The 19,653-nt window shown below is 56.3% G+C and carries 15 protein-coding genes; 2 read left to right on the top strand and 13 right to left on the bottom strand.

Translation table 11 applies throughout. The features are described 5' to 3' along the window. Nucleotides 1-137: 137 nt before the first annotated feature. Genes fusA through rpsL form a run of 3 tightly spaced genes read right to left on the bottom strand, consistent with a single transcriptional unit; the run spans nt 138 to nt 3,131 of the window. Nucleotides 138-2,255 (bottom strand): elongation factor G, encoded by a 2,118-nt coding sequence (gene fusA, locus AC2FH9_RS14930; RefSeq protein WP_496692464.1) that lies wholly within the window; start codon nt 2,253-2,255, stop codon nt 138-140. A gap of 18 nt (nt 2,256-2,273) precedes the next feature. Beyond that, the gene (rpsG, locus tag AC2FH9_RS14925; RefSeq protein ID WP_008756926.1) at nt 2,274-2,744 is read right to left on the bottom strand and encodes a 30S ribosomal protein S7; all 471 of its coding nucleotides are present in this window, start codon (nt 2,742-2,744) and stop codon (nt 2,274-2,276) included. Between the two features lie 15 nt (nt 2,745-2,759). Further along, the gene (gene rpsL / locus AC2FH9_RS14920) at nt 2,760-3,131 is read right to left on the bottom strand and encodes a 30S ribosomal protein S12 (protein WP_005621086.1); all 372 of its coding nucleotides are present in this window, start codon (nt 3,129-3,131) and stop codon (nt 2,760-2,762) included. A 386-nt stretch (nt 3,132-3,517) separates the two neighbouring features. Here rpsL and AC2FH9_RS14915 point away from each other — a divergent pair, with 386 nt between their 5' ends. Continuing rightward, entirely contained in the window at nt 3,518-4,324 is an 807-nt protein-coding gene (locus AC2FH9_RS14915) for a putative rhamnosyl transferase (RefSeq protein WP_496872048.1), read from the top strand. Here the strand turns inward: AC2FH9_RS14915 and AC2FH9_RS14910 are convergent. The 5 genes from AC2FH9_RS14910 to rplJ form a co-directional block, all read right to left on the bottom strand. Continuing rightward, nucleotides 4,309-5,196 (bottom strand): DMT family transporter, encoded by an 888-nt coding sequence (locus tag AC2FH9_RS14910; RefSeq protein WP_281995386.1) that lies wholly within the window; start codon nt 5,194-5,196, stop codon nt 4,309-4,311. The two genes, AC2FH9_RS14915 and AC2FH9_RS14910, sit on opposite strands and share 16 nt — an antisense overlap. Before the next feature lie 174 nt (nt 5,197-5,370). Beyond that, on the bottom strand, nt 5,371-9,612 hold the full coding sequence (gene rpoC, locus AC2FH9_RS14905; RefSeq protein WP_271949832.1) for a DNA-directed RNA polymerase subunit beta': 4,242 nt from the start codon (nt 9,610-9,612) through the stop codon (nt 5,371-5,373). A 49-nt stretch (nt 9,613-9,661) separates the two neighbouring features. Further along, nucleotides 9,662-13,795, bottom strand: coding sequence for a DNA-directed RNA polymerase subunit beta (gene rpoB, locus AC2FH9_RS14900; RefSeq protein WP_142636910.1), 4,134 nt, complete (start codon nt 13,793-13,795; stop codon nt 9,662-9,664). Between the two features lie 250 nt (nt 13,796-14,045). After that, the gene (rplL, locus tag AC2FH9_RS14895) at nt 14,046-14,420 is read right to left on the bottom strand and encodes a 50S ribosomal protein L7/L12 (RefSeq protein ID WP_142636911.1); all 375 of its coding nucleotides are present in this window, start codon (nt 14,418-14,420) and stop codon (nt 14,046-14,048) included. 79 nt (nt 14,421-14,499) lie between these two features. Further along, on the bottom strand, nt 14,500-15,018 hold the full coding sequence (gene rplJ / locus AC2FH9_RS14890) for a 50S ribosomal protein L10 (protein ID WP_142636913.1): 519 nt from the start codon (nt 15,016-15,018) through the stop codon (nt 14,500-14,502). Between the two features lie 401 nt (nt 15,019-15,419). On the opposite strand from rplJ, the gene AC2FH9_RS14885 reads away from it, so the two are divergent. Further along, nucleotides 15,420-16,379, top strand: a complete 960-nt coding sequence (locus AC2FH9_RS14885; RefSeq protein ID WP_496872046.1) for a phosphotransferase — start codon at nt 15,420-15,422, stop codon at nt 16,377-16,379. 70 nt (nt 16,380-16,449) lie between these two features. On the opposite strand, the gene rplA is transcribed toward AC2FH9_RS14885, so the two are convergent. The 5 genes from rplA to AC2FH9_RS14860 all read right to left on the bottom strand — a co-directional run bounded on the left by rplA (nt 16,450) and on the right by AC2FH9_RS14860 (nt 19,650). Continuing rightward, nucleotides 16,450-17,148: a 50S ribosomal protein L1 gene (rplA, locus tag AC2FH9_RS14880; RefSeq protein WP_142636917.1), complete on the bottom strand. Its 699-nt coding sequence runs from the start codon at nt 17,146-17,148 to the stop codon at nt 16,450-16,452. Between the two features lies 1 nt (nt 17,149). Next, a complete protein-coding gene (rplK, locus tag AC2FH9_RS14875; protein ID WP_085823307.1) occupies nt 17,150-17,599 on the bottom strand; it encodes a 50S ribosomal protein L11 in 450 nt (149 codons plus the stop codon). After that, on the bottom strand, nt 17,572-17,838 hold the full coding sequence (locus tag AC2FH9_RS14870) for a hypothetical protein (RefSeq protein ID WP_496702620.1): 267 nt from the start codon (nt 17,836-17,838) through the stop codon (nt 17,572-17,574). The genes rplK and AC2FH9_RS14870 overlap by 28 nt, the downstream gene beginning before the upstream one ends. Before the next feature lie 681 nt (nt 17,839-18,519). Next, nucleotides 18,520-18,750 (bottom strand): hypothetical protein, encoded by a 231-nt coding sequence (locus AC2FH9_RS14865; protein ID WP_496697691.1) that lies wholly within the window; start codon nt 18,748-18,750, stop codon nt 18,520-18,522. Nucleotides 18,751-18,786: 36 nt separating this feature from the next. Then, nucleotides 18,787-19,650, bottom strand: coding sequence for an EamA family transporter (locus tag AC2FH9_RS14860; RefSeq protein ID WP_496872043.1), 864 nt, complete (start codon nt 19,648-19,650; stop codon nt 18,787-18,789). Nucleotides 19,651-19,653 lie beyond the last annotated feature (3 nt).

Here is a 19,653-nt window from a genome sequence, read left to right as displayed (position 1 = left end):
GTCTTGCCGTGGTCAACGTGCCCAATCGTGCCAATGTTGACGTGCGGCTTATTACGCTCAAACTTTTCCTTTGCCATGATGGCCTCCTTTATCGGTAATGAAGGGAGCCCGCTAATCGAGCTCCCTCAAATCTTCGCTTATGCGTATTTCGCCTGGATCTCGTCCGAGATGTTCTGCGGAACCGGATCGTAGTGGTCGAACTGCATGGTGAACTGGGCGCGGCCCGACGACATCGAACGCAGAGTGTTGATGTAACCGAACATGTTGGCCAGCGGCACAAACGCGTCAATCGCGATGGCGTTGCCACGGTTTTCCTGCCCAGAAACCTGTCCCCGACGCGATGTCAGGTCACCAATGATACCGCCGGTATATTCTTCCGGAGTGATCACTTCGACCTTCATGATCGGCTCAAGCAGTTTCGCACCCGCTTTGCGCATGCCTTCACGCATACCCATACGCGCCGCGATCTCAAAGGCGAGAACCGAAGAGTCCACGTCGTGGTATTTACCTTCGATCAGGGCAACCTTGAAGTCGATCACAGGGAAGCCAGCCAGCGGGCCGCTATCCATGACGGATCTGATGCCTTTTTCAACGCCCGGGATGTATTCCTTGGGCACCGAACCACCAACAACACGAGATTCGAACGAATAACCTTCGCCCGGCTCTGTTGGGGTGATGATCATCTTCACCTCAGCGAACTGACCCGAACCACCCGACTGTTTCTTGTGGGTGTAAACGATCTCGGCTTCGTGACCGATGGTTTCGCGATAGGCCACCTGCGGCGCACCAATATTCGCTTCAACCTTGAATTCACGCTTGAGACGGTCAATCAGGATGTCCAGGTGAAGTTCGCCCATGCCCTTCATGATGGTCTGACCCGATTCCAGATCAGTTTCCACACGGAAGGACGGGTCTTCGGCGGCCAAACGGCCCAGACCCTGGCTCATTTTTTCCTGGTCAGCCTTGGTTTTCGGCTCAACCGCGATCTCGATCACCGGATCGGGGAAGGTCATGGTTTCCAGAACCACCGGATCGCCGGTCGAACACAGAGTGTCGCCCGTGGTGGTGTCTTTCAGACCTGCCAGCGCAATGATGTCGCCCGCGAACGCTTCGGTGATTTCCTCACGTTCGTTCGAGTGCATCATCATCATCCGGCCGATACGCTCTTTCTTACCCTTGGTCGAGTTCAGAAGCGTGTCGCCCTTGGACAGAGTGCCCGAGTAGATGCGGGTAAAGGTCAGCGAGCCAACAAAGGGGTCGTTCATGATTTTGAACGCCAGACCCGAGAACGCCATATCATCATCCGCACGGCGGGCGATGTTACGGGTTTCTTCTTCGTCACCGGGTTTGAAGCCCATGTAATCGACAACGTCCAGCGGGCTGGGCAAGTAGTCGATCACAGCGTTCAGCAGTGGCTGAACACCTTTGTTTTTGAACGCCGAACCACCCAGAACCGGAACAAACGCGATTTCCAGAGTACCTTTGCGCAGCAGGGCGCGCAGGGTTGGAACGTCGGGCTCATTGCCTTCCAGGTATTCCATCATCGCGTCGTCGTCCATTTCGACGGCCGCTTCGACCATTTTACCGCGCCATTCGTCAGCCATGTCCTTCAGGCTGTCGCGGATCGGTGCTTTGACCCAGCTTGCGCCCAGGTCTTCGCCCTGCCACAGCCATTCTTCCATGGTCACCAAGTCGATCAGGCCTTCCAACTCGGTCTCTGCGCCGATCGGAATACCAACCGGAACAGCACGTGCGCCGGTACGGTCTTCGATCATTGCAACGCAGTTGAAGAAGTCCGCGCCGATCTTGTCCATCTTGTTGACGAACACCATCCGCGGAACCTTATAGCGGTCAGCCTGACGCCACACGGTTTCGGTCTGAGGTTCAACACCGGCGTTTGCGTCAAGAACGCAGACGGCACCGTCGAGAACCGCCAGCGAACGCTCAACTTCAATGGTGAAGTCAACGTGGCCGGGGGTGTCGATGATGTTCAGGCGGTGCTTGGGCGAGTCAGCAGTTTCACCGTCTTCAGTGCGTTCCCAGAAAGTGGTTGTCGCAGCCGAGGTGATGGTGATCCCGCGTTCCTGCTCCTGCTCCATCCAGTCCATGGTGGCTGCACCGTCGTGCACCTCACCGATGTTGTGGGATTTGCCGGTGTAGTACAGGATGCGTTCCGAGCAGGTCGTTTTACCCGCATCAATATGCGCCATGATACCGAAGTTACGGTAATGGTTGAGTGTATATTCGCGTGCCATTTCAATAAGCCTCTGGAATTACCAACGGTAGTGGCTGAAGGCTTTGTTCGCCTCGGCCATCTTGTGGGTGTCTTCACGCTTCTTAACGGCGGTACCGCGGGACTGTACGGCGTCCAGCAGTTCGCCGGCGAGGCGTTCTTCCATGGTGTTTTCGTTGCGGCCACGCGCAGCAGTGATCAGCCAACGGATGGCCAGTGCTTCGCGGCGCTCGGGGCGCACTTCGACCGGAACCTGATAGGTTGCACCACCAACCCGGCGCGAGCGAACCTCGACGGACGGCTTGATGTTGTCGAGCGCTTCGTGGAACACTTCGACGGGTGCGCGCTTGATCTTGCCTTCAACGCGGTCAAATGCGTTGTAGACGATGCGCTCTGCAACCGACTTTTTACCGTCGATCATCAGGTTGTTCATGAATTTGGTCAGTACCTTGTCGCCAAATTTGGCGTCAGGCAGGACTTCGCGTTTTTCGGCGGCGTGACGACGTGACATATCAGCCTCTCCTTCTTATTTGGGACGCTTCGCGCCGTACTTCGAACGACGTTGCTTACGGTCTTTGACGCCTTGGGTATCCAAAACACCACGCAGGATGTGATAACGGACACCGGGAAGGTCTTTTACACGGCCGCCACGGATCAGAACAACCGAGTGTTCCTGCAGGTTGTGGCTTTCACCGGGGATGTACGAGATCACCTCGAACCCGTTGGTCAGGCGCACCTTGGCAACCTTACGCATCGCCGAGTTCGGCTTTTTCGGTGTGGTTGTGTAAACACGTGTGCAGACGCCGCGTTTCTGCGGGCACTGCTCCAGGTGCATGGACTTCGAGCGTTTTACTTTCGGCTGCCGCGGCTTGCGGATCAGCTGTTGGATCGTTGGCATTCCGGTTATATCCCCGTTTTGCAACACACATGACATGCACGCGTGATGCGTGCGGTTAAATTCGCTGCACTCGTGCGTCCACAAGCGCAAAACCCGCGAGCGTTCCCATTCCGAGGTGAACGTCGCGGTTTGTTATCAGAGGGCGCGAACGATAAAAGAGCTCGGGCCTTGACCAGTTCATTACTGAAATCGGTTTTGGGGCGGCCCCCGGTACCGAGATGTGGCGCGTAATAGGGGGAGTCGGACCCAGTGTCAACAGTACAGCTGATCCGTTCCACATCAGGCCGTTTCGCGCTGGAACCAAAGCTCATCCAGTCTTACCGCCCGTTGCAGGAACAGGTCCGTGCAGGCATAGTCAGCCCATTGGTCTGGACCACGGATGAATCATGCAAATACTTGGCCTGTGTCGTTTTTCCTATCCCGCCCATGGCGGCTTTCAGATCGAACACGAAACGATCGAGGACCGGCGCTCCTATCTGTATCAACCTGACCGGCTGGAAGAGCGGTTTCGCCTGTTCGAAACCACCTCTCTGCCCTGCATAAAAGAGCAAACCGACGAGGATTTTCAGTTTCTCATCGTGATCGGTGAATGCCTGCCAAACCCAGCACGCGAACGTCTTTACGACTTAACAGCGGGCATGCCTCAGGTACAGATCATCGCACGCGAACCAAAGCGTCATCGCAGGGTCATGAAGGAAATCCTGAATTCAGCACGCACCAAACCGGACGCCCCCTGCATCCAGTTCCGCCACGATGATGACGATGCGGTTTCGGTCGATTTCGTTGAGCGCTTGCGCATCGCCGCAGATGAGGGTCAGGGCTTAATGCGGAACCACAGAACCGTTGCGATTGACTACAATCAGGGGTTCCTGGCCCGTTTCGATGCGGGCGGTATTCGGGCCGCACAGGTGTATCAACCTTTGTTGGGGGTGGGCTTTGCGATGTACTCCGCCGGGGGGAGTGACTTGACGATCATGAATTTCGCACATCACCGGATCGGAAATTTCATGCCCGTTATCAGCTATCCGGATGCACCTATGTGGGTCCGCACGCTTAACCAGTTCAACGATTCTCCGCATGCGCGAAACAGTAGGACCGAGCTGTCCCCCCTAACCTCTGAACAGGAAGGCGAATTCATCGCACGGTTCGCCATCGACCAGGACGCCGTTCGCCGCATTCATTCGGCAGATTGACGAGTCCTTTCACGGAACAGCATGAACATTCCTGCCCCAACCACTAAGGCCGCCCCCGCCATCGTAATCCTGTCGGGCCAGTCCCCAAATACGGCCCAGCCCAAACCCAACGCCCAGATCAGACTGGAATAACGAAACGGCGCGATAAAGCCGATCTCACCAGCGCGCATGACAATGACGCTGAACAAATATCCCGTCAGAACAAAGACCGCAGCACACGCTACCATCGAACCGGCGGCTGCCGGAACCGGAACCCAGCCCGAGACAGAGGTGACAAGAACCGCCGTCAATGTAATCGTCGCGGTTGTTGCCAGCGTTACTGCAAGTGATGGCACATGCACCGACATGCGTCGCGTAATCAAATCCCGGGCAGTTACCGAAGCAACTGCGATCAAAGCATATATCGCGTAGATGCTGAAACCGTCCGTGCCCGGGCGAACGATCAGCAACATACCGGCGAACCCGAAAACGATGGCAAGAATCCGACGCCAACCGATATACTCTTGAAAAAACAACGCGGCTCCAAGTGTTACGGTTAATGGCAAGGCCAGCAGAATGGCCGTCACGTTTGCCAACGGCATATGAAGCAGCGCGACCAAAAAGAAAATTGTTGCCAACAATTCGGCGAGACAGCGTGCCGCGACCAACCACTTGTCATGACGCGGAAAGTTCAGATGCAACGCCCCATAGTACCGTGCCAGAAGATACACCAGAATGGTCGCCAAAACCCCGCGGATGGCAACCATCTGAAACAGCGGTATCTGGGCTCCGGCGGCCTTGATCAAAGTGTCATTGATGGTGAAGGCAGCCATGCTGCCCATCATCAGCAAAGCACCCCTGAAATTCGGCGTCACTCTTTTTGAACTCCGCATTTGGCCACGAGGTGCATTTGGCGGCGTTCAAGAAAGAGATGTCAATATGGCTCCGCCCGCCAATGCTCTGCTAGCATGACATTTCCAATGGCGCTTCATGCAGAGCCACACCCGAGCCTGAAATGAAAAGGCCCCGCGAAATCGCGGGGCCTGATCTTTGGAATTTAGGATCGCTTATTCGCGACTTTCCGGTGTTTCCACCAGAACATCCAGCTCATCCCCGACCATATCGTCATCCATCATCGGCGCAGCCAGAGCAGCGGCGGCTTCGGCCTCTTCCCGGCGGGCTTCGATGACAACGTTGTCACGCGACTGCGCGACGCGCTGTACGCTTTGCGTTGCGCCACCGGTACCGGCAGGGATTAGACGACCGACGATCACGTTCTCTTTCAGGCCAACCAGCTTGTCTTTCTTGCCCTGAACCGAAGCCTCGGTCAGAACCCGTGTGGTTTCCTGGAACGACGCCGCCGAGATGAACGAACGCGTCTGCAGCGAGGCTTTGGTGATCCCCAAGAGGATCGGCTCGCCCTGAGCCGGACGTCCACCGCGGGCGAGGGTCTTCTCGTTGGCCGCGTCGAACTCCTGCTTGTCGACATGTTCGCCTTTCAGCAGGGTGGTGTCACCTGAATCCAGGATCTCCCACTTCTGCAGCATCTGGCGCACGATCACTTCGATGTGCTTGTCGTTGATCTTCACGCCCTGCAGACGATAAACATCCTGCACTTCGTCGATCATGTAATCCGCCAGCGCTTCGACACCCATGATGGACAGGATGTCATGCGGGGCCGGGTTACCGTCCATCAGGTATTCACCCTTCTGGATGAAGTCACCTTCTGCAACCGGGATGTGCTTACCCTTGGGCACCATATACTCGATGGTCTCCATGGACTCGTCAGCCGGTTCGATGCTGATGCGACGCTTGTTCTTGTAGTCGCGACCAAAGCGCACGTAACCATCGGCTTCTGCGATGATCGCGTGATCTTTCGGGCGACGGGCTTCGAACAGTTCGGCAACGCGCGGCAGACCACCGGTGATGTCCTTGGTCTTGGCACCTTCACGCGGGATACGCGCGACAACTTCACCAGCTTCGATCTGCTGACCGTCTTCGATCGACAGGATCGCATCCACCGACATCGGATAGTGAACCGGGTTGCCCGCATCGTTACGGACCGGTTCGCCATCTTCGCCAACCAGAATGATCTCAGGCTTGAGGTCGCTGCCTTTGGGGGCCGCGCGCCAGTCGATCACGATCTTCTGGGTCATACCGGTTGCATCGTCGGTCACGTCGCGGACAGCAATGCCCGAAACCAGATCAACATATTTCGCGGTACCGGACTTTTCGGCGATGATCGGCAGGGTGTAAGGATCCCATTCGAACAGCTTGTCGCCACGGTTCACCTTGGTGCCATCCTTGACGAACAGCTTCGAGCCATAACCCAACTTGTGGTTGGCACGCTCTTCGCCATGTTCGTCTTTGATCACCATCTTCATGTTCCGGCCCATGACCAGGCTTTCGCCCGCGGAATTGACCAGGATCTGCGGGTTCTCAAACGAAACGACACCGTCGTGGCTGGCTTCCTGGAACGACTGCTGACCACCCTGCGCAACACCACCGATGTGGAAGGTCCGCATTGTCAGCTGCGTACCGGGTTCACCGATGGACTGGGCGGCGATGATGCCGACAGCCTCACCCGTGTTGACCATAGTACCGCGTGCAAGGTCACGACCGTAGCAGGTTGCACAGACGCCTTCCTCGGACTCACAGGTCAGAGGCGAACGGATCCGCATCGACGCAACAGCGGCCTCATCAATGATGTCAGCCATACGTTCGTCGATCAGCTGACCCGCTGCGACCAGAACCTCATCGGTGCCGGGACGCAGAACGTCATCGGCAGAGACACGGCCCAGCACACGTTCGGCTAGCGAAGCAACAACTTCACCGTCGTTTACCGCGGCTTCCGCAGTGATCGCACGCTCGGTTCCACAATCGAGCTCACGCACGATGCAGTCCTGTGCCACGTCCACTAGACGACGGGTCAGGTAACCCGAGTTCGCCGTTTTCAGAGCAGTATCCGACAGACCCTTACGGGCGCCGTGGGTCGAGTTGAAGTATTCAAGAACGGTCAGACCTTCCTTGAAGTTCGAGATGATCGGCGTCTCGATGATGTCACCGTTTGGTTTGGCCATCAGGCCGCGCATACCGCCCAGCTGTTTCATCTGAGTGACCGAGCCACGCGCGCCCGAGTGGGCCATCATGTAGACCGAGTTCGGTTCCTTTTCAGACCCGTCCTCTGCCCGATCCGAAGATGAGATCGTGCTCATCATCGCTTCGGTTACACGATCGTTACACTTCGACCAGGCATCAACAACTTTGTTGTACTTTTCACCCTGAGTGATCAGGCCGTCCATGTACTGCTGTTCAAAATCCTTCACCTGACTACGGGTTTCATCGACGATGCCCCATTTGTCATCCGGGATCACCATGTCGTCCTTACCGAACGAGATGCCGGCGCGGAACGCTTCCTTGAAGCCCATCGACATGATCTGGTCACAGAAGATGACCGACTCTTTCTGACCGCAGTAACGGTAGACGGTGTCGATCACTTGCTGCACTTCTTTCTTCCGCAGCAAACGGTTGACCAGTTCGAACGGGGCCTTGTTGTTCATCGGCAGCAGAGCACCCAGGCGCACTCGGCCCGGAGTGGTCTCAAACCGCTGTTGAACTTCATTGCCTTCACTGTCGATCTGAGTAATCCGCGCAGTGATCTTGGTGTGCAGATGCACTTCACCGGCGTCCAGCGCGTGCTGAACTTCGTCGATAGAGCCAAAGACCTTGCCTTCGCCTGGCATGCCTTCGCGTTCCAGGGTCACATAGTACAGACCCAGAATCATATCCTGCGAAGGAACGATGATCGGCGCGCCGTTTGCTGGCGACAGAACGTTGTTCGTCGACATCATCAGAACACGCGCTTCCAACTGGGCCTCAAGGCTCAGCGGGACGTGAACGGCCATCTGGTCACCGTCGAAGTCGGCGTTAAAGGCCGAACAGACCAACGGGTGCAGCTGGATGGCTTTACCTTCGATCAGAACCGGTTCAAACGCCTGAATGCCAAGACGGTGCAGTGTCGGCGCACGGTTCAGCATGACAGGGTGTTCGCGAATCACCTCGTCGAGGATATCCCACACTTCGGGACGCTCTTTCTCGACCAGTTTCTTCGCCTGTTTCACGGTCGAAGACAGACCCTTGGCTTCAAGGCGCGAGTAGATGAACGGCTTGAACAGTTCCAGCGCCATCTTTTTGGGCAGACCACACTGGTGCAGCTTGAGTTCCGGACCGGTCACGATGACCGAACGGCCCGAGAAGTCGACGCGCTTACCCAGAAGGTTTTGACGGAAGCGACCCTGCTTACCCTTCAGCATGTCCGAAAGCGATTTCAGTGGACGCTTATTGGCACCAGTGATCACGCGACCACGACGGCCATTGTCGAACAGAGCATCGACGGATTCCTGCAGCATCCGCTTTTCGTTGCGGACGATGATGTCAGGTGCGCGCAGTTCGATCAGACGCTTCAGACGGTTGTTCCGGTTGATGACGCGGCGATACAGATCGTTCAGATCCGAAGTCGCAAAACGACCACCATCCAGTGGAACCAGCGGACGCAGTTCCGGCGGAATCACCGGGATCACGGTCATCACCATCCACTCAGGCCGGTTGCCCGACTCAAGGAAGGATTCAACAACCTTCAGACGCTTGATGATCTTCTTGGGCTTCAGTTCACCGGTTGCTTCGGCCAGATCAGCACGCAGCTGTTCGGCTTCGGCTTCCAGATCGATCTGGGCCAGCATCTCACGGATAGCTTCGGCACCGATGTTCGCGGTGAACGCGTCCATGCCATAGGCATCCTGCGCGTCCATGAACTCTTCTTCGGTCAGCATCTGACCATAGGAGAGGTCGGTCAGACCGGGCTCGATGACGACATAGTTTTCAAAGTACAGAACGCGTTCCAGATCGCGCAGCGTCATGTCCAGCATCAGACCGATGCGGGACGGCAGCGATTTCAGGAACCAAATGTGTGCGACGGGCGCGGCCAGCTCGATATGACCCATACGCTCGCGGCGGACTTTCTGCAGGGTGACTTCCACACCGCATTTCTCGCAGACAACGCCGCGATATTTCATCCGCTTATATTTACCGCACAGACATTCGTAATCTTTGATCGGGCCAAAGATACGCGCGCAGAACAGACCGTCACGTTCGGGTTTGAACGTCCGGTAGTTGATGGTTTCGGGTTTCTTGATCTCGCCATAAGACCAAGAGAGGATCCGTTCCGGGCTGGCCAATGAGACCTTGATCTCGTCAAAGACCTTAGGCGGCGTCAGCGGGTTGAACGGGTTATTGGTAATTTCCTGGTTCATTTTGCGTCCTTACAAATTGGGATGGGATGAGTTTGGGGCGTTGCCGCCCCTACTCTTCCTCCGCATCCAGGAGTTCCATATTCAGGCCGAGGCCACGGACTTCTTTCACCAGAACGTTAAACGATTCCGGTACGCCCGCTTCAAAGTTATCCTCGCCCTTGACGATCGACTCGTACACTTTGGTCCGGCCGGCGACGTCATCCGATTTCACGGTGAGCATTTCCTGCAGGGTGTAGGCGGCGCCATAAGCTTCCAGAGCCCAGACTTCCATCTCACCAAAGCGCTGACCACCGAACTGCGCCTTACCACCCAGCGGCTGCTGGGTAACCAGGCTGTACGGCCCGGTTGAACGCGCGTGGATTTTGTCATCCACAAGGTGGTGCAGTTTCAGCAGGTACTTGATGCCCACGGTCACCGGACGTGCAAACTGCTCACCCGTACGACCGTCGAACAGAACCGACTGACCGCTTTGCGAGAAGCCCGCGCGCACCAGAGCGTCATTGACGTCTGCCTCTTTGGCGCCATCAAAGACCGGAGTCGCGATCGGAACACCACGGGTCACGTTGCCCGCAGCCTCGATCAGGTGACCCTCGTCCATGCCAGTGATGCCTTCTTCATAGACATCGTCGCCATAGGCCAGCTTCATTGCTTCGCGAACCGGCGTCAGGTCGCCAGAGCGGCGATATTCACCCAGGGCGTCGTCGATGTTCAGACCCAGACCGCGCGCGGCCCAACCCATGTGGGTTTCAAGGATCTGACCAACGTTCATACGCGAAGGAACACCCAGCGGGTTCAGACAGAAGTCAACCGGCGTACCATCGGCCAGGAACGGCATGTCTTCCATCGGAACAACCTTGGAAATCACACCTTTGTTCCCGTGACGACCGGCCATCTTATCGCCCGGCTGCAGCTTGCGCTTCACGGCGATGAAGACTTTGACCATCTTCATCACACCCGGCGGCAGGTCGTCGCCACGACGAACCTTCTCGACCTTGTCCTCGAAACGGGCGTCCAGAGCACGCTTTTGCACTTCGTACTGCTCATTCAGAGCCTCAACGATCTGTGCGTCCTGCTCATCTTCCAGCGCCAGCTGCCACCACTGACCACGGGTCAGGGTTTCCAACAGGTCCTCGGTGATCACCGACCCTGGCTTGACGCCTTTCGGGCCTTTGACCGCGGTTTTACCCATGATCAGGCCTTGCAGACGCGCATAGATGTTGCGGTCCAGGATCGCCAACTCGTCGTCCCGGTCACGGGCCAGACGTTCGACTTCTTCCCGCTCGATCTGCAGCGCACGCTCGTCTTTCTCGACGCCGTGACGGTTGAAGACGCGGACCTCAACGACCGTACCGTAATCGCCCGGCTTCACGCGCAGCGAAGTGTCGCGCACGTCAGATGCTTTTTCGCCAAAGATGGCGCGCAGCAGCTTTTCTTCCGGGGTCATCGGGCTTTCGCCCTTCGGAGTGATCTTGCCGACCAGGATATCGCCCGGTTCAACATCCGCGCCGATGTAAACGATGCCCGCCTCGTCGAGGTTACGCAGCGCTTCTTCACCGACATTCGGAATATCGCGGGTGATCTCTTCCGGACCCAGCTTGGTGTCACGGGCGGCGACTTCAAATTCCTCGATATGGACCGAGGTAAAGACGTCGTCACGCGCAATACGTTCCGAGATCAGGATCGAGTCTTCGTAATTGTAACCGTTCCACGGCATGAACGCGACGACCACGTTCTTACCCAGGGCCAGTTCACCCATATCGGTCGACGGACCATCAGCTATGACTTCGCCCTTCTGGACGGTGTCACCCACTTTGATCAGCGGACGCTGGTTGATGCAGGTGTTCTGGTTCGAACGCTGGAATTTGCGCAGACGATAGATGTCAACGCCAGCGTCGCCCAGTTCCAGATCCTCAGTCGCGCGGATAACGATACGCTGGGCATCGACCTGGTCGATGATACCGGCGCGTTTCGCCTGAATTGCAGCGCCTGAGTCAATCGCAACCTTTTCCTCGATTCCGGTACCAATCAGCGGTGCCTCGGCCCGCAGCAGTGGAACCGCCTGACGTTGCATGTTCGAGCCCATCAGAGCGCGGTTGGCGTCGTCATTTTCAAGGAACGGGATCAGCGATGCAGCAACCGATACCAGCTGTTTTGGGCTGACGTCGATCAGGTCCACATTCTCGCGCGGGGCCAGAGTGTAGTCACCTGACTGACGAGTCGAAACCAGATCGTTGATGAACTTGCCATCCGAATCCAGTGTCGCGTTCGCCTGCGCCACAGTGTGACGCATTTCCTCGGTCGCGGACATGTAGTGAACCTCATCGGTCACCTCAGCGTCTTTGACGACGCGGTACGGTGTTTCGATGAAGCCATACTTGTTCACACGGGCAAAGGTGGCCAGCGAGTTGATCAGACCGATGTTCGGGCCTTCCGGCGTTTCAATCGGGCACATCCGGCCATAGTGTGTCGGATGAACGTCGCGCACCTCAAAGCCCGCACGCTCACGTGTCAGACCACCGGGGCCAAGCGCCGAGAGGCGGCGTTTGTGGGTGACTTCCGACAGCGGGTTGGTCTGATCCATGAACTGCGACAACTGCGACGAGCCGAAGAATTCGCGGACAGCAGCAGCAGCCGGTTTCGCATTGATCAGGTCCTGCGGCATGACTGTGTCGATCTCGACCGACGACATACGCTCTTTGATCGCGCGCTCCATGCGCAGCAGGCCAACGCGGTACTGGTTTTCCATCAGTTCGCCGACCGAACGCACACGACGGTTGCCGAGGTGGTCGATATCGTCGATGTCCCCTTTGCCGTCACGCAGTTCAACCAGAGCCTTGATGCAGGCCACGATGTCTTCGCGGCGCAGGGTGCGCAGCGTATCGGGCGCATCCAGAGCCAGACGCATGTTCATCTTTACACGGCCAACGGCGGACAGGTCATAGCGCTCGCTGTCAAAGAACAGCGTTTCGAACAGCGCCGAGGCCGCTTCGACGGTGGGCGGCTCACCCGGGCGCATGACGCGATAGATGTCCATCAGCGCTGTGTCGCGGCCCATGTTCTTGTCTGCCGCCATGGTGTTACGCATGTAGGGGCCGACATTGATGTTGTCGATATCCAGAACCGGAATATCGGTGACGCCCGCGTCGATCAGCTCTTTCGCGGTGCCTCCGATCAGCTCGCCGTCTTTGTCGTATTCCAGCGTCAGCTCATCACCAGCTTCGACATAGATCGCGCCGGTTTCTTCGTTGATGATGTCCTTGGCGACAAACTTCCCGACGATGTGATCGAACGGAACCAACAGCTCGGTGACGTTGCCTTCATCGATCAGCTTCTTGACCGCGCGCGGGGTGACTTTCTTGCCCGCTTCGGCAATCACTTCACCGGATTTGGCGTCGATCAGGTCATAGGTCGGACGCGTACCGCGTGCACGCTCGGGGAAGAACGGTGCAATCCAGCCCTTCTTCTTGTCCAGCTTGTACGACACCGTGTTGTAATAGGCGTCCATGATCGCTTCTTGATCCAGACCCAGCGCATACAGCAGGGTTGTCACAGGCAGTTTGCGGCGACGGTCGATACGGGCGAACACGATGTCCTTGGCGTCGAACTCAAAGTCCAGCCAGCTGCCGCGATACGGGATGATGCGGCAGGCAAACAACAGCTTGCCCGAGGAATGGGTCTTGCCCTTGTCGTGGTCAAAGAACACACCGGGCGAACGGTGCATTTGGGACACGATCACACGCTCGGTACCGTTCACAATGAACGTCCCGTTTGGTGTCATCAGGGGCATATCCCCCATGAACACGTCCTGTTCCTTGATGTCTTTGACCGACTTGGCGCCAGTGTCCTCGTCGACATCAAACACGATCAGACGCAGAGTGACTTTCAGCGGCGCGCTGTAGGTCATGTCGCGCTGCATGCACTCTTCGACGTCGTATTTGGGTTTTTCCAAATCGTATTTCACGAACTCCAGAACGGAGGTTTCGTTGAAATCCTTGATCGGGAAAACCGACTGGAACACGCCTTTGATGCCTTCGCCGTCTGTCGGCACATCTGCATCGCCGGAGCGCAGGAATAGATCATAAGAAGATTTTTGCACCTCAATGAGGTTCGGCATCTCCAGCACTTCGCGGATTTTGCCGTAATATTTCCGAAGACGTTTCTGGCCAAGGAACGATTGAGCCATGTCAGATGTCACCTTTCGATGTTCTCAGCGGACAAAGACACCGTCGGGCCCCGGTGCCTTGCACATTAGAGACAACACGTCCGGATCAATTCGTGGCCACCGTCCCGAATGGCAGCCTCCCGATCCATGAACCGCGTCTTAGAAAACACCCCAATCCATGAGGTCCTTTCTAAGACAGGTTCGGCTGGACCCGGATTTCTCCGGGACCAGCCAAATTTCCGGTGCATCTGCGATGCACCAAAAGACTGACTTAGGCCAGTTCGACCTCGGCGCCAGCTGCTTCCAGCTTGCCTTTGATGTCTTCGGCTTCGTCTTTCGACACAGCTTCTTTGATCTTGCCGCCAGCTTCGACCAGCTCTTTGGCTTCTTTCAGGCCCAGACCGGTGATGCCGCGAACTTCTTTGATCACGTTGATTTTCGAAGCGCCGGCATTCTTCAGAACGACGTCGAATTCGGTTTTTTCTTCCTCAGCTGCGCCACCGGCGTCGCCACCGGCTGCCATGACAACCGCGCCGCCTGCTGCGGGCTCGATGCCATATTCGTCTTTGAGGATGGTTTTCAGTTCTTGTGCTTCCAGCAGGGTCAGACCCACGATGCTTTCTGCGAGTGCTTTCAGATCAGCCATTTTATCAGCTCTTTCCGTTTACAGTGTGTGTTCCAACGTCAGGGTGACTACCCTACGCAGATCATTCAGTGCCAACCGCTTACGCAGCTTCCGCCTTCTCTTCGATGGTGGAAAGGATGCTTGCGATGTTGCTTGCAGGTGCGCCAATTGCGCCAGCGATATTCGAAGCAGGTGCGCCCAGCATGCCCGCGATAGTAGCAATAAGCTCCTCGCGCGAAGGCATTTTGGACACGGCTTCGACGCCGGCACGATCCAGAGCGTTCTCACCCATTGCACCGCCAAGAATTTCGAACTTTTGGTTCTCTTTGGCGTAGTCCTGGGCCACTTTGGCTGCTGCCACAGGGTCCTCAGAATAGGTCAGAACGGTCATCCCCGTCAGCAGGTCGGCAATGCTTTCACATGGCTTTCCGTCGAGGGCGATTTTGGCGAGCCTGTTCTTGGCAACACGCACGGCACCACCCGCGTCACGAGCACGTGCGCGAAGGTCCTGCATCTCGGCAACTGTCAGACCGGCGTAGTGTGCAACCACTACGACGCCAGAGCTTTCGAAGATTTGGCCGAGCTCGTCGACCACTTTCTCTTTCTGGGCTCTATCCACAGTTTTCTCCAAGTTAGGGGTGATATCTCACCCCGGCTCATATTTGCCGCAGCTTACGCTCCGGCGTTCAGGTCCGTTGTTACGGGATTAGCCAAAATTCGCCCGAGGATCGAAGCCCTCAGAATTCTTTGGTCTTACCCGTCTCAGGCAGGGAATTAAGGGGCCAGATGACACCACCCACCGTCTTGGACGAAACAAAATAAAGCGCACGACGAATCGCACGCTTTACTTCGCAGCTCTCTTTATGGCAGTTACGCCGGGTTTCCAAGGGGTAAATTAGGCCGAAACCGGAAATGATCGAGCAGCGCAGCCGGCATTGGAACAGTGTCCTAGATTGACATGTTCCATGCGCTGAGGTCCAGTCTGGCTAAGCCCCTTTCTTCTTAGGTATCCATCCCTGAATGCTGACCCTCACCACAGACGAATACGAATGCGCGCGCGGCTTTGTTCAGGAGTTCCTGGATCAAACGCCCGAGGATGGCCCGGCGGGTTTCGAATGCGTCTATCGTTCTCATGATTTTGCGGGCTCGCGTATAGTGCTCAGGGTCCGGGGTGCGCGCCGGGACTATGCCCTAAAGGTCGATACGGAATCGCCCGGAACGGGACGTTTGCGCGATGAGTTTGACATGCTCGGAAAGCTGACCGCCCATTTTGCACGATACGAATCTGCGGGGGTTGTCGACCCGGTTTACATATCACCGGGTGATGCGTTTTTTGTGACGCAGTTTATTGACCGCCCCACCGCTGCGGATCTTATCCATAACAGCCCGGATGACGACCAGATCGGCCGCATCTATCGCCGCGCCGGATCGTGGCTGAACGACCTGCACAGGTTTCAACCCATCAAGACCTATGATTTCCGCCCTAGCTGGATGATCGACAGGCTTCAGGCTTTGCTACGTCTTGCCCCGGACACAGCACAGCTCCGGGGGCGGAATATGGTCCAGCATCTGACCGACGAGGCATTACAGCTAAAAGGCACCCCTGAACTGCTGGTCCTTGCACACGGAGATTGTCACAGTCAAAATCTGATCGTCGGGCATGGCGAAATGATCGGCCTGGATTTTACCGAAACGCGGGAAAAGCTAGCTTTGTATGATATTGTCGACTTTCTAAAGTCCGATATCTTTCGCGATGGCACTGATGATCAGGTTGATCAAAGCGGCATCCTGAAAACAAACAAAGACATGTTCTTTCGCAAATATCGCCATCCAATTCAGATGGACGTTCTGGATATGTGCATGCGCGCACGTCTAGTGATGGATTGGCTGGACTTATGGCGATTGGACAGATCCTGCAGCGAATACGAGAGCTTTCGCAGAGACCGCCTGAACCTGCGCCTGCAAGCCGTGTATGAGTGAGGGCTGAAAAAGAAAGACCCGAACAGCCTTCACCGTTCGGGTCTAATCATTTTAGCTGTAAGCTAGGGGCTTACTCGCCCGCAGCAGCAGCCACATCCAGAGTCACGCCTGGGCCCATGGTCGAGCTCAGCGCGATTTTCTTCATGTAAGTGCCTTTGGCGCCTGTTGGCTTGGCTTTGGCAACAGCGGTCACAAATGCACGAACGTTTTCTGCCAGTTTGGCTTCGTCGAAGGACGCTTTGCCAACACCAGCGTGCACAACGCCGCCTTTTTCAGCTTTGAACTGAACTTCGCCGCCTTTGGCTGCTTCTACGGCCGCTTTCACGTCCATGGTCACAGTGCCAACCTTGGGGTTCGGCATCAGGTTGCGGGGGCCCAGAACTTTTCCAAGACGACCAACGATGGGCATCATGTCCGGGGTTGCTATGCAACGATCGAATTCAATGGTGCCGCCCTGAATGGTTTCCATCAGGTCTTCTGCACCAATGATATCCGCGCCTGCTTCTTTCGCTTCGTCAGCCTTGGGGCCACGAGCGAATACAGCAACGCGCATTGTTTTACCGGTGCCATTCGGCAGGCCAACAACGCCACGAACCATCTGGTCCGCGTGACGGGTGTCAACGCCCAGGTTCAGAGCGATTTCGATGGTCTCATCGAATTTCGAAGTTGCGTTGGCTTTGACCAGGGCAACTGCTTCTTCGACCGACAGGTTTTCCTTGCCAGCGACAGCTTCGCGCGCAGCGCGGGTACGTTTACCGAGTTTTGCCATCTTACTTCACCTCGATGCCCATAGAGCGGGCCGAGCCCAGGATGATCTGCATTGCGCCTTCGACGTCGTTGGCGTTGAGATCTTTCATTTTTGCTTCGGCGATTTCACGAACCTGCTTCGAGGTCACGGATGCCACAGTCTCACGACCTGGGTTTTCCGCGCCACGGGGGCGGTTACGCTTGCCAACCGGCTTCAGGCCAGCTGCTTTTTTCAGGTAATAAGACGCAGGCGGCGTCTTGATGTCCATGGTGAAGGACTTGTCCTGATAATAGGTGATCACGGTCGGGCAAGGCGCGCCTTGCTCCATGTCTGCGGTCTTGGCGTTGAACGCCTTGCAGAATTCCATGATGTTGATGCCGCGCTGACCCAGCGCCGGACCAACTGGCGGCGACGGGTTCGCCTGACCTGCAGGAACCTGCAGTTTCATTGTACCAGCAAGCTTCTTGGCCATTTGGTTTTCCTTTCAACTAAGGTGAAACGCGTTTCACCCAGATTATGTTGCGTGGTTCGATCCGGGATCGCGATCCCGGTAATCTCCCACGAGAGAATCTCGCCCAAAGACGATAGAGGCGGCATGTACAGGGGAACGGAAGTATTGGCAAGGGTTTGAATCACGGCCTGAAGCAGCCACATCGAACCCAAACTGACCCTCGCTCCAAAGCTAAGCAACAGCAAAACAGCATCTGTCATCGCCCAATGATATTGCACAGGCTACATGCACAACCTTGCGGGCTATCAGAGCAACTTAGCAGCCGCCATAGTTCTTGTTTCCACTCGCCGTGATTGTGTAGGTTCCGCCTCTTGGACCCGTGTAGCATCGTGAGGTCACGCGCCTAATGCTGGCAACCGGTCGGCGGTACGAAGATACTTTCCTGATCTGAGCACCCCACTCACACGCGAGACCATCGCCATCAAGATCCAAATTATGTGGATCAGATAGAGGTCCACCAGACGCTAAGAAGAACCTTTGCGCTGCTGCGCCATTCGGAAAGTCATCACAATCATAGTCACCCCCTGCTGCCTCGGATGAAAACGGTCGCTCGTAGGATTTGGTCCCAGCTGTAGACAGGCTGTACTGACCATAATTGCTATAACCACATTGGTTTACTTTTCGAGCAGCCAGCTCTGCTTCGATCATCAGTTTCCCCCGCAATGTCGTACTTGGGAGCCGATATGCGGAACACAGCTCTGCGGACGATGCGCGCGCTACTTTCGAGGACAACACTTCGGGTGACAAAACATCAGCGGTACACGCAGCCAAAATCAAGAAAACAAAATAGATGAACGCACGCATGAAAAACGCCTTGTGGTCACTTTTCGGAAAAAACATTCGGTCAAATCAATAGGGCAGTTATGTACCAACCCAGATCATCAATGTAAACGTTCAGCCAGCCAAGATGCCGCACTGGCTAGGGCAATGCGGCCCCTCAAAATCCACCGAATAAATTTTGCCTGCTGCTTCTGGTCATCCACGCCCTCGACCATCCCGTCGAAATCCACGAATGGACCAGAGTAGGCCGTTACCTTCTCGCCAATTTCGAATGAGATCATCAGCTTGGGCGCTTCGCCACCTCGCCGAGTGATGTAGAAAACCTGATGCACCTCTGCCTTGCTTGCCAGTTGTCGCGCAAAGGCTAATCAGGACTGTGTGATTGCCAATATCCCAAGCGCGATCAGGCTGGCCCAGCCGATGCGGTGAAGAAAGCGCGGCTCTTTCAGGACGAGCGCGGCAAGGACTACGGATACCGGAATCGAGGCCTGCCGAACCGCGCTGACAGGTGCCGCCTCGGCGCCTAACTGGAAAGCTTTCAGGATAAAAAGATAAGATAGATAGGACGCAACCCCCGCGAATACGATCCGCCACGGGGCGAGTGTCCAGCCTCGTACCACGCCTAGAAATGGGGTCGACATATGGCGATCTTCCCAGGCCCGAATGCCGGCAAGGGTCGATGTCACCAGGATATAGCAGTAGAACAGGAAAGGCGCGGGCGTTGTTTTTTGCATAGCGTTTGCGTCGCTCAGCGAATAGGCGGCCGAGCCCAGCATCGCCATGACAGCCAGCGCAAAAGCCTTGTGATCATGCAGCAATCCGCCCGGAGATTTCTGGATCATCAGGCTGCCCATCAGGACCAGCGAAATCCCCACAAGGATGAGCCACGAATACTGCTGATCCAGCGCAAGCCAGCTAAAGGCAACGATGGCAATCGGCGAGGACCGGATAATCGGATAATACACCGAAAGGTTGCCCCGGCGCAGGGCTGAAAGCGTGCCATAGTAATAAAAACTCAACCCCAGGGAAGAAACCAGCACCAGTGGCCAGACCTCGCGGCTGACGGTCAGGGGTTGGCCGACCAGTCGAGCGTGAAGCGCCGCAAGAATGACCCAGGTCAGCGCCACACCGACATAACAGGACACCGGATGCGCCGTGTCTTTCAACAACAGATCCCGCAGCGGATGTGTCGCCGCCGAAATCAGAACCAGAACAATCAGGCCAAATTCCATATC

The sequence above is a fragment of the Ruegeria sp. CDSC081 genome, assembly GCF_059610485.1.
The sequence above is the reverse complement of the archived record's forward strand: the minus strand, read 5'-3'. Positions and strand labels throughout refer to the sequence as shown.